This window comes from Mesorhizobium sp. M7A.F.Ca.AU.001.01.1.1 (assembly GCF_004022735.1).
GTDB classification, from domain to species: Bacteria; Pseudomonadota; Alphaproteobacteria; order Rhizobiales; family Rhizobiaceae; genus Mesorhizobium; species Mesorhizobium ciceri.
The window spans coordinates 1-8389 of the sequence record NZ_RZPF01000236.1 but is presented as its reverse complement, the minus strand read 5'-3'; the positions used below and the strand labels follow the sequence as shown (position 1 = coordinate 8389).

Genomic DNA, 8389 nt, shown 5'->3' with positions numbered 1-8389 from the left:
TTGATCGTCCGTGCCGCGTTGATCTTGGCGGTGATCGCCGACTGGTCGATGGGCGTCGGCAACGCACCAGCCTTGGCCAAGCGAGTTTTTTGTTCCGAGATCCAGCCTTCATCGACGGTGATGCTCTCCTCGATGGCTGATATCTGCTGCTTTAGTTCGTCGATTTTTGCGTGGGAGCGCCCGACGCCATCTGCGCGCTGATCAATGTCTCGTTGAAGAGACTGCCTGTTTGCCTTGCGCTTTTCGATGTCAGAGTTGTGCGCGCCGGCGCTTTGCAGTTCCTCCACGAGAGCGGACTCATCGATCGGTTCATCCGGTGTGTCTGCTGGCACGATGATGCCGCCGACGCGAGCTCGCAGATCCTTCGCCGACCGGTTGACGTCGGTCCTAGTCTCGAAGTCCTCGCGGTTCTTCTTGTCGATCGCGTTGAAGTCGAAATCGGGAACGAACCTTTTCAGGATCTCGGCTTGTTCCTTTGCATCCATGCGGGTGAAAGCAAGGGGGTCGAACGCAAAGGCGCCCAGCCAGCCGGTCATCATATTCTGGGGGGATGGGAACCTGGCCCCGTCGGCGCTTTCAATGATCAGGGACTCGGCCTGCCTGCCGTTCTTGTCGGTCCAGAATTTGCGGACGATCCGTATCTGCGCCGTGCCGATTCCGTCAACGTGAATTTCAATCGTCGCCTCTTCCGCGCCATCTCGGATAGGCTTCCAAGCGATCTCTTTCTTTCCGCCCATGGTCGCGAGCGCACTCAGCGTGCTTGTCTTGCCGGCGCCGTTTGCCCCGGTTATCTCATTCAGCCCACCCTTTGGGTTGAACTCGACGTTCTCGACGCGCATGTAGTTGTTGATGCGCAGGTAGGAGATGGGCATGTCAGTATCCGGTCCGAATGTTTGAGTGCGTCATCACGATGCCGGCGCCAGCGTCGCAACGCTTCGGCTCGACTACAGCAAGGTGGGGTTGGGTCAGATCGCAGTAGCGGCGGCGCGCTGCGAGAATGAACGCGCGGTCCGTGTCGAACTTCTCGATCTCTTCGAGGGCGGCTAGAACGCGGCGCTTGGCTTCGGCGCCGATCATACCGGCCAGCCCATGAGCTTACCGTAGGCGTGCACACCGAGGCAGAGAGCAAGCACAGCTGGACATAACTTCGCAGCGATGAGCGCGAACGTATCGTTTGCCTTGACCGTGCCGGAAAGAACCGCCAGATTGATCGCAGCGGCGCCTTCAACAATGATGTCGATCATGCTGCCTTCTCCACATATTCAAGGCTGCCGGGATGGCAGGGTATGGCCTCGTCGGCGCCGTCGAAGAGCACATAGACATGCGTTGCGTCGCTGCCCGGCTGGACAACCACGAAGCCCTGCTTTTGAGTCTCGTCATGCACGACTCGGCGGCCGATCTGCTTCGGGTATGGCTGGTTCAATCCGCGCACGCCGATTTCCTCCTCATGCGATTTTGATAGGTCATCAGCACTTTGCGGGCGGCGGCGTCCTTCAGTCGTGACGCCAGTCCCATGGCGATGCGGATATGGAAGAGGGCGGCATAGCGATTGCCACCATGGTGAAAGCTGACCGCCTCGGCGGCGTGCGCCATCATGTCTTCGCGAGCGAGGCAGCGGATCATGCCGCCACCCCGCTACTTGCCTTCAGTCTGTCGATCAGTTCCGCTTCCGTCAGGGTCGAGAATCCGTCCGCGCCACCGTTGGCCTGGATCTCGTCGTTCACCCGATCGCAGAAGGCGGTGCAGGTGCAAAGCTCGCCGCAGATCTCGTATTGCGCGACGCTCTTGCGGCGCTCGATCTCGTCGACATATTTCTTGGTGGAGATGATGTTGGCTTCGGCCCAGGCTCGCAACTGGACGATCGGATATTGGGCGAGGGGATTGTGGCTCATGATTGCCGCCTCAATCTTGCATGGCAAGGAAGGCAGGCGCTCCATGTTTTCCAGCGCTCGGCCTCCGCTTCTGTTTCGAAGTCGCGATACAGTTGCGGCGACGGCGGGACGCAGAGGGAATACAATGTGACCCGCCACATCATGGCTTCTGCCTTTCGGCGAGCATGGCGTCGGCCTGCATGTACGAATTGAAGGCGAACATTTTCATTCGGTCGACGTTGCTCATCCGAACAAACCGAATGTCGTCTGTCAGGCTCCATGAGGCCAACAGTCCGGCCAGCGCTTGACCAGCGAACCAGTCGCGCAGAGCAGCGACGAATTCTTCTTCGGTGGTAAATTGTTCACGCGTCGGCATGCTTTTCCGCCTCCGCGATCGCCGTATTCAACCGATCGATCTCGACCTGGCATTCGCCCTGGCATGCACGCAGGCGCTGGTAATTGTCGTGAAAGCTGCAGTGCTCGTAGGCCTTCTTCGCCTCGGCAAGTTCGTCATTGAGGGCGGCGAGCGTCTTGTTCACGGCCGAGCTTCCTCGGTGACGATCTGCCGGCTCGCATGCCGCTGGTGGTATTGCTTCTGGCGTTCGGCCTCACGAGCTCGTGCATAGGCCTCGGAAGCGGCCGACACATTGCCGGCCGGCTTTCCGTCCAGATCGACGCGGACGGCGCCGGTGACCATGGCCTTGGTGTATTTCGGGCCGGAGCAGTAATCGCTGATCGCCCGCTTGACGACCTTCCGCGGAATATCCTTGACCAGCGCCAGGACTTCCTTGGCGATTCCGATTTTGAGAGGTTTCTTCTCCGGCTCGCCCTTGCGCATGAAAGCTGCAGGGAACCGCTTCGCCAGTTGCTCACGGGCGGGAAGGATGTGCTCGCGATAGGAATAGAAGGGCTTCGACATGATGGTCCCCTTTGTGCGAGGCGCCGACGGCGCTAGTTTGAGTGATGAGGTGGTGTGCCGTCGCCCCGTTGGGGTTCGTTCGGCCGTTCATTCCAAAGCGCCCAGGCTTCGGTAGTGCCATCAGCAAGAGGACCGTCAGCGCCGCAGTTGTGGCAGTTGACGTGGAACTGTCTGGTTTTTCCGGTTCCGAAGTTTCGCACGGCGAGGTCCAAGGAACGGCAGAAGGGGCATGACATGTTGATTGAGGTGATCACGCTGTCCTCCTTTGTGGGAGGGGCTGGCATTCGCGCCAGCCCGTTGACGATGTGCCGAATTCGGGTGGTCAGATCTTCGTCACGAGGGCACCTCCGGAGTGAGAGTCGATTCCGATTTAATGGGCTTTCAATGCCCTCTAATATGCATATCACATAAATTCAGTCAACAGGAAAAATGGTAAATCCATATTTTCTGGTTGACGATATGCAGAACGCTCGGCATGTTGAGCGTGCAAGAATTTATAAAAATCGAAAATGTTGGCTGTTCCGCTCAGGCGAGAAGGCCAAAAAGAAAGGCCCCGATGGGAGATCCCAAGGGGGCCAAAGACTGGATGAATTCGGTTCGTGGCCAAAATCCAGTGATTCGGTGTAGCCGAACTCACTTGGTATTACAATCATGAAACGAGGGCATCATCGCAGCGACCAGGTGCAATCCCTGGCCGGATAAGCTGCGGGCGCGGGGTTAGATCATCCTGCGGCGCCACCGGGATTTGCAGGGCTTGATTTGCCGCAAGGTAAATCTGGGGGCTCTAGTCGGCTCGTCCTGAGTTGCAGAGTTTTCCAAGACCCCCGAGCTCCGTAGCTAAGGCTATGGGGTTAGGGGGTCTTTGGAGGATAGCCGGCTGAACCTGTTTGCAGAACGAAAACATAAGGGTAGTAAGAAAGATTGCCTCAAGGAAATGAAAGAAGGCGCGAGCACCTTCGTCTCCGAGGTCTGGTGGCGAATATCTTTTCAGTGAGCGGCTGACTTATCCACAGATTTCAGCTTGATCACGAAGCTTTCCACCTCATCTGGCGACATCCGCACGCAGAAAGGAGAGTGCTCGGCGAATTGGTATATTACCACGCGGTCGCGGGTTTCCTTGTCCAGTATGACTTCCGTGGTCGAAGGTCTGAGTGCCGTCGCGCATAGCTCAAGCATCTTTTCCACGCCCTTATCCACCCTCATCCTTTGCCGGTAAATCATAAGCTGCGCGGCGTAGCGCACCTCATGGTATAGCATCCCCATTAGCGAAAAAGGCACCGACACCGTAATATTTTCTTTACCTTCATATTTTGCTTTAAAATCGGCCACATCCCCCTCCATGGAAACAAATGCCTCACATGACTGGAATTGTTGGGTTTCTGATACTTCAGTCATCCCAGAATCCGACCACAGGCCAGCACCGAGCGCCACACCCATTTTAAGCTTACCCCCTTTGTTTCCCCTCGATTTATTTACGTGATCACTTTCGGCTTCTTTGGACTGCCCTGTCAACAATGCCATCGAGATAATCAAAGACTTCGATCAGGTCGTCCGGCTCGAGAAGTTTCAGTTTTTCTTTTGTGTGATCAGGTATCGAAAGGTCAGGACCACCCCCGGGTCCGCGGCCGACGTTACTCCAAAGCCATGACTCATCCACCTTGAAGGCCCTAGCGTAGTCAGTCAGCCAGTTCTGATAGCCGGTTCGCCCGGTCTCGTGTTGATTGTAGGTCGGCACCTTCCAGCCGAAAAATTCGGCGGCGGCCTTTGCGGTCTTGAAGCCGCGGGCGATCCTCGCCTGCTGCAGGCGTTGAGATCTGTCGGGTCGGTCATCAAACTTTTTCATAAAATACATCTTACTTGCTAACGATATGCGTTTCGCCTCTTGACTGTGAATATGTGATATGCATATTACGGATTATGAGCGAAACGAATTCACCTCTCGACATGAAGGCGCTGCGAAAGCGCCTTAAGTGGAACCAGGGCCGACTGGCCCGTTTCTTGGGTGTTCATCAGTCGACGGTTTCCAACATGGAGCGCGTCGGCAATCCGCCGAAAGGCGCTGTGCTCATTTCTCTCCAGGTTCTTTCAGATGCGGCTGACGCCGGCACGGCCGATGCGCTGTGCCCTGAGCTTGCGGTCGCAGAATGACCAACGCCTTCGCCATGAACGGCATTTGCCGCCCCGCTGGCGCGGTGACGGCTACCTCTGGTCTTCTGCGTTCGGATTCATTCTCTGCGGTGAGCGAGAATCGCGGATCCGACAATTCCGGCGCGGCATGCGTTGGCTCGCGCGCTTTCTACTCGGTTGGCCGGCTGGCGATCGCTGTTGCGATTTCCTTCGGCCTTCATCAACCAGTTGGGGCGGCGATCCGCCCATGAATTTGTCTGCTCTCCATCTCGGACAAGTATCAGCCTGCAAGCAATTCCTTGTTCTGGTCTCGAGAGCATTTTCGTTCTTCCTTTTTCCCAGCGGCCCGGGGTTATGGGGTGGGCCGTTCTTCGATGGTGTTCAACGTATCGGAGGAAATGAACATGCGCGTGCCCTTTTCGGGCAAGGCTTCCGCAATGTCTGATGTGGCAACTGCGAGCAGCCTCGTCCAAAACACCTGGCAGGTTCGCCAGGGCAGAAACGCAAAGAGCTGCATTGGAGCCGCTTTCGAAGCTGTCAAGCGAATCGAACGCAGGCTGCCGATCGACGTTCTGCGCGATCGACCGCGGCAGTGGACTGAGCGGCGCGTCCAGACGATCTGGAAGAAACAGGCGCGACGGATCGACAATTACGAAATGCTGGATCTCGAACAGGCAGCCTTAGAAGCTGCTCGGGGGGAATTTGATGCCTCAATCAAAAGGGCTGCTCGACTGGCGGCGTTTATTTCCGCTCATGCGGAGACTGAAGGTGGCGAACTGGTTTCAAAACTGCGGGAACTCGTTGGCTGAATGGATCGCACCGGAACTGCCAACAGAGCAGGGGTCCGACATCCATAGGAAGATACAGGAATTCAGCCGGCGGCAGATGTCGCGGCGGCAGTGAAAGGGCATAAGTGATGTTTACTGCGACCAGAACGCCACCGCGCGCTAGATTTGGCAAAAAGACCGAGTTGGACCTTCTCTATATGACTGCCGCAGAACTCAGGCGCGCGGCTAGGGCTGGCAGGGAGCGGTCATTCCAGCCAGTGCAGCCAACCAATTCACCAGGCGCCACTCTCCTGCGCGGTGAACGCCGTCGCGCTATCCGCGAGGAGCGCAGCAAGACGATCTTCGAAGGTGGCGCTCTCGCCGCCATCCTGCGGCATGCCGAGCGCGTAGGTAAACGGCCGCGCCGGAAGGCTGTAAGCTCGCGCAAGATGGTGCCTGTCGCCGTCGATGATGAAGAGACGATGACGCGCGGCGAGCGCAAACGCGCCCTTCGCCAGGCGACCAACGAAAAGATCAACGCCCAACAGAAGGCTGAAGCCGATCGCCGTCGCAAGATGGCTGAGCGCTTCGCCTGAAGGAATTCTGGCCCACCACGCCAGGATAAGTAGAACGACCAAACCTCAACCAAAATATGGAGACGACATTGTTCGGAAGTTTGTTCAAGGGCAAAGCCAAGGAAGCCATGAACCAGTTCTCTGGGAACAAGGATTTTCTTGAAGGCATGTGCGCCGCGTGCGCGCTCACCGCGGCGGCCGAAGGCGGTATCGACGACAAGGAATACGAGAAGACGCTGACCGTCATTCGCTCGAACTCAGCCATCGCCGCCGGCTTCGATTCCACCCAGATCGAATCGGTCTTCGGCAAGATGCAAGGCAAAACGACAACGCGATCTGGCAAGGCCGAACTGAAGAACGAAATCCGCGAGGTCATCGCCCGCGACAAGACAGGCTCGCTCGGCCAGGCAATCGTTCTTGCCAGCCTTGATGTCGCCGATGAAGGCGGCATCTCGCCGGCCGAAGTCGCTGTCATGAAGGACATAGCGTCGATCTGCAACGTCAACTACGACAAACTCGCCGCCTGATCGATATGCTCGCCTGGCTCAAGGAGAAGGCGCTCGGCGCCGTTCTCGTCATCCAACTGGTCCTGATCGTGCTGCAATTCGTAATTTTCAGCACGCTCATGGATCTGTTCTCGAGCCTCTTCGTCGCCAGCCTCATCTTCACGTTGTGGAAGATGGAGACGATCGAGGGTTGGCTTAAGGGGTCGAAGTCCTGATCGTCGCCTAACGGCGACAATCCAACTTAACTGGCCAGCCGGGGGCCGTGCCCGGCACCAATTCCTCTAGGAGACTTGCCGTGAAAGCATGCCTGTTCCTCGCAGCGTTTTTGACAATGTCTCCAGCGCTTGCCGCTGATCAGCCATCCTGTGCGCCTTGGGCGGACATGAAGAAGGCACTCGCCGAGAAGTTCCACGAGGTTCAAATCGGTGGCGGCCTCATCAATGAGAAACTTCTCATGGCGGTCTTCGCTTCGGCCGGCGGCGCTACATGGACGACGGTGGGAGTCAACGCCGACGGGTCTTCGTGCGTCCTGGCGGTCGGAACTGACTGGTTCCTGACCAAGCCGGCGGCACCCGTTCCGGGCGGAAGAGAATCATGAGAGTCGGGAGGCGCACGGCCATTGTCTCCCTCAAGGGATCGATAGCGCTGGCCGCCTTCTTTGGCGCCTGCTTCACCATCCTGCTGATCACATTCGGCTCGAGCGCGCGGACGTCGGCGCCGATCGAGATGCACACTGCGGCGGACTGAACATCAACAACTCGGGACTGAAAAGGGGAAGTGCATGCTGAATAATCTCTTGTGGTACAGGATTGTCGTTTTTAACGCATGCATCGTCGCCGGACTGAGCTGGGCTTTCATGCAGGGTCATGTTCAGGTTCTCTTCGCCAATGAGACGACAGGCATCGGCTACGGCATGGTTGTTGTCTTCCTGGTGGCCATGGTTGGCTTTGTCCAGCGCGTCAGGAAGACGTCGGCAGCCCTAAACGAGGTCAAGCTCGGCAACTGGGTTGATGTCCGGAAGTTCAAGATCAAGAACACCTTTGTTGCGGCCGTATCGGTCTGGCTGGTCACGCTAGGACTGATAGGCAACATCACCGGGTTTGCCCAGGCGGTCGAGGGGCTCAACCTTTCCGGCGGGAGCGATGCGGCCATGCATGCGATCTCGCAGATGATCGACGGCATGAAGGTCGCGTTCTACACAACGCTGATCGGCACAGGTCTCGGCCTCTGGCTGGCCGTCAATGGGCACATTCTGCGAACCGCGACCGCGCTTCTGCACATTGACGCCGACGCACTCAAGGGTCGGATGTACATCAAATGAACGAGCCCGAGATCGACTACGACAGCGAGATCAACAGCGTCGCCTATCGTGACGTCCTGCTGAACACCATTCTCGGCCTGGTCATGATCATTGGCATCGTGGCTCTCCTGATCCAGGTGAAGAAAGCCGTGGAGCAGGCGGCCGCCGAGCCGCCAGGAAATATGATCGTCCACGCGGTCTGGCCGCAGGGTGACACCGATGTCGATCTTTGGGTCGACGGGCCGGGGGAGTTGGTTCCCGTGGGCTACAGCAACAAAGGTGGGCTTCTCTGGAATCTCCTGCGTGATGATCTCGGCGCGCAGC

21 protein-coding genes are annotated in these 8389 nt (G+C 57.6%); 10 read left to right on the top strand and 11 right to left on the bottom strand.

The genetic code is table 11. The features are described 5' to 3' along the window. The 11 genes from EN884_RS16230 to EN884_RS16185 form a co-directional block, all read right to left on the bottom strand. On the bottom strand, positions 1-872 hold an 872-nt coding region (locus tag EN884_RS16230), incomplete at its 3' end, for an AAA family ATPase (protein ID WP_164895023.1). Position 873: 1 nt separating this feature from the next. Next, positions 874-1077, bottom strand: coding sequence for a hypothetical protein (locus tag EN884_RS16225; protein WP_063168452.1), 204 nt, complete (start codon positions 1075-1077; stop codon positions 874-876). Further along, positions 1074-1244, bottom strand: a complete 171-nt coding sequence (locus EN884_RS38665; protein WP_158515797.1) for a hypothetical protein — start codon at positions 1242-1244, stop codon at positions 1074-1076. The genes EN884_RS16225 and EN884_RS38665 overlap by 4 nt, the downstream gene beginning before the upstream one ends. Next, complete coding sequence (locus EN884_RS16220; protein ID WP_127224384.1) at positions 1241-1432, bottom strand: hypothetical protein; 192 nt, start codon at positions 1430-1432, stop codon at positions 1241-1243. Before EN884_RS16220 ends, EN884_RS38665 begins: the two co-directional genes overlap by 4 nt. Continuing rightward, positions 1420-1623 carry a hypothetical protein gene (locus EN884_RS16215; RefSeq protein ID WP_063168450.1) on the bottom strand — a complete coding sequence of 68 codons (204 nt, stop codon included), beginning with the start codon at positions 1621-1623 and terminating at the stop codon, positions 1420-1422. The genes EN884_RS16220 and EN884_RS16215 overlap by 13 nt, the downstream gene beginning before the upstream one ends. Beyond that, positions 1620-1892, bottom strand: coding sequence for a hypothetical protein (locus EN884_RS16210; protein WP_127224383.1), 273 nt, complete (start codon positions 1890-1892; stop codon positions 1620-1622). Before EN884_RS16210 ends, EN884_RS16215 begins: the two co-directional genes overlap by 4 nt. Before the next feature lie 139 nt (positions 1893-2031). Further along, complete coding sequence (locus EN884_RS16205; RefSeq protein WP_063168448.1) at positions 2032-2247, bottom strand: hypothetical protein; 216 nt, start codon at positions 2245-2247, stop codon at positions 2032-2034. Further along, entirely contained in the window at positions 2234-2410 is a 177-nt protein-coding gene (locus EN884_RS38660) for a hypothetical protein (protein WP_158515796.1), read from the bottom strand. The genes EN884_RS16205 and EN884_RS38660 overlap by 14 nt, the downstream gene beginning before the upstream one ends. Next, positions 2407-2790, bottom strand: a complete 384-nt coding sequence (locus EN884_RS16200; protein WP_063168447.1) for a ProQ/FinO family protein — start codon at positions 2788-2790, stop codon at positions 2407-2409. The genes EN884_RS38660 and EN884_RS16200 overlap by 4 nt, the downstream gene beginning before the upstream one ends. Positions 2791-3777: 987 nt before the next feature. Then, positions 3778-4311 (bottom strand): hypothetical protein, encoded by a 534-nt coding sequence (locus EN884_RS16190; protein WP_127224382.1) that lies wholly within the window; start codon positions 4309-4311, stop codon positions 3778-3780. Then, on the bottom strand, positions 4271-4633 hold the full coding sequence (locus EN884_RS16185) for a helix-turn-helix transcriptional regulator (RefSeq protein WP_127224381.1): 363 nt from the start codon (positions 4631-4633) through the stop codon (positions 4271-4273). Before EN884_RS16185 ends, EN884_RS16190 begins: the two co-directional genes overlap by 41 nt. Positions 4634-4707: 74 nt before the next feature. On the opposite strand from EN884_RS16185, the gene EN884_RS16180 reads away from it, so the two are divergent. The 10 genes from EN884_RS16180 to EN884_RS16140 form a co-directional block, all read left to right on the top strand. Next, the gene (locus EN884_RS16180) at positions 4708-4938 is read left to right on the top strand and encodes a helix-turn-helix transcriptional regulator (protein WP_063168444.1); all 231 of its coding nucleotides are present in this window, start codon (positions 4708-4710) and stop codon (positions 4936-4938) included. After that, a complete protein-coding gene (locus EN884_RS16175; protein WP_063168443.1) occupies positions 4935-5168 on the top strand; it encodes a hypothetical protein in 234 nt (77 codons plus the stop codon). The genes EN884_RS16180 and EN884_RS16175 overlap by 4 nt, the downstream gene beginning before the upstream one ends. A 147-nt stretch (positions 5169-5315) precedes the next feature. Next, positions 5316-5726, top strand: a complete 411-nt coding sequence (locus EN884_RS16170) for a hypothetical protein (RefSeq protein ID WP_127224380.1) — start codon at positions 5316-5318, stop codon at positions 5724-5726. A gap of 236 nt (positions 5727-5962) precedes the next feature. After that, positions 5963-6280 carry a hypothetical protein gene (locus EN884_RS16165; protein ID WP_063168441.1) on the top strand — a complete coding sequence of 106 codons (318 nt, stop codon included), beginning with the start codon at positions 5963-5965 and terminating at the stop codon, positions 6278-6280. A gap of 68 nt (positions 6281-6348) precedes the next feature. Beyond that, a complete protein-coding gene (locus tag EN884_RS16160) occupies positions 6349-6786 on the top strand; it encodes a TerB family tellurite resistance protein (protein WP_063168440.1) in 438 nt (145 codons plus the stop codon). Between the two features lie 5 nt (positions 6787-6791). Then, a complete protein-coding gene (locus EN884_RS16155; RefSeq protein ID WP_063168439.1) occupies positions 6792-6980 on the top strand; it encodes a hypothetical protein in 189 nt (62 codons plus the stop codon). Positions 6981-7147: 167 nt separating this feature from the next. After that, positions 7148-7363 carry a hypothetical protein gene (locus tag EN884_RS16150; RefSeq protein WP_063168438.1) on the top strand — a complete coding sequence of 72 codons (216 nt, stop codon included), beginning with the start codon at positions 7148-7150 and terminating at the stop codon, positions 7361-7363. Beyond that, positions 7360-7512 carry a hypothetical protein gene (locus tag EN884_RS38655; protein ID WP_158515794.1) on the top strand — a complete coding sequence of 51 codons (153 nt, stop codon included), beginning with the start codon at positions 7360-7362 and terminating at the stop codon, positions 7510-7512. The genes EN884_RS16150 and EN884_RS38655 overlap by 4 nt, the downstream gene beginning before the upstream one ends. A 34-nt stretch (positions 7513-7546) precedes the next feature. Further along, positions 7547-8086, top strand: a complete 540-nt coding sequence (locus EN884_RS16145; RefSeq protein ID WP_063168437.1) for a hypothetical protein — start codon at positions 7547-7549, stop codon at positions 8084-8086. Then, the coding region (locus tag EN884_RS16140; protein ID WP_206617601.1) for a hypothetical protein at positions 8083-8389 on the top strand (307 nt) is incomplete at its 3' end. The genes EN884_RS16145 and EN884_RS16140, both read left to right, overlap by 4 nt.

What these genes read in the sequence shown, in the direction of transcription:
- EN884_RS16225 (WP_063168452.1), bottom strand. Translation starts at nt 1,077, where the DNA reads ATGATCGGCGCCGAAGCCAAGCGCCGCGTTCTAGCCGCCCTCGAAGAG.
- EN884_RS38655 (WP_158515794.1), top strand. Translation starts at nt 7,360, where the DNA reads ATGAGAGTCGGGAGGCGCACGGCCATTGTCTCCCTCAAGGGATCGATA.
- EN884_RS16215 (WP_063168450.1), bottom strand. Translation starts at nt 1,623, where the DNA reads ATGATCCGCTGCCTCGCTCGCGAAGACATGATGGCGCACGCCGCCGAG.
- EN884_RS16150 (WP_063168438.1), top strand. Translation starts at nt 7,148, where the DNA reads ATGAAGAAGGCACTCGCCGAGAAGTTCCACGAGGTTCAAATCGGTGGC.
- EN884_RS16210 (WP_127224383.1), bottom strand. Translation starts at nt 1,892, where the DNA reads ATGAGCCACAATCCCCTCGCCCAATATCCGATCGTCCAGTTGCGAGCC.
- EN884_RS16180 (WP_063168444.1), top strand. Translation starts at nt 4,708, where the DNA reads ATGAGCGAAACGAATTCACCTCTCGACATGAAGGCGCTGCGAAAGCGC.
- EN884_RS16205 (WP_063168448.1), bottom strand. Translation starts at nt 2,247, where the DNA reads ATGCCGACGCGTGAACAATTTACCACCGAAGAAGAATTCGTCGCTGCT.
- EN884_RS16170 (WP_127224380.1), top strand. Translation starts at nt 5,316, where the DNA reads ATGAACATGCGCGTGCCCTTTTCGGGCAAGGCTTCCGCAATGTCTGAT.
- EN884_RS16200 (WP_063168447.1), bottom strand. Translation starts at nt 2,790, where the DNA reads ATGTCGAAGCCCTTCTATTCCTATCGCGAGCACATCCTTCCCGCCCGT.
- EN884_RS16190 (WP_127224382.1), bottom strand. Translation starts at nt 4,311, where the DNA reads ATGGCATTGTTGACAGGGCAGTCCAAAGAAGCCGAAAGTGATCACGTA.
- EN884_RS16175 (WP_063168443.1), top strand. Translation starts at nt 4,935, where the DNA reads ATGACCAACGCCTTCGCCATGAACGGCATTTGCCGCCCCGCTGGCGCG.
- EN884_RS16155 (WP_063168439.1), top strand. Translation starts at nt 6,792, where the DNA reads ATGCTCGCCTGGCTCAAGGAGAAGGCGCTCGGCGCCGTTCTCGTCATC.
- EN884_RS38665 (WP_158515797.1), bottom strand. Translation starts at nt 1,244, where the DNA reads ATGATCGACATCATTGTTGAAGGCGCCGCTGCGATCAATCTGGCGGTT.
- EN884_RS16145 (WP_063168437.1), top strand. Translation starts at nt 7,547, where the DNA reads ATGCTGAATAATCTCTTGTGGTACAGGATTGTCGTTTTTAACGCATGC.
- EN884_RS16185 (WP_127224381.1), bottom strand. Translation starts at nt 4,633, where the DNA reads ATGAAAAAGTTTGATGACCGACCCGACAGATCTCAACGCCTGCAGCAG.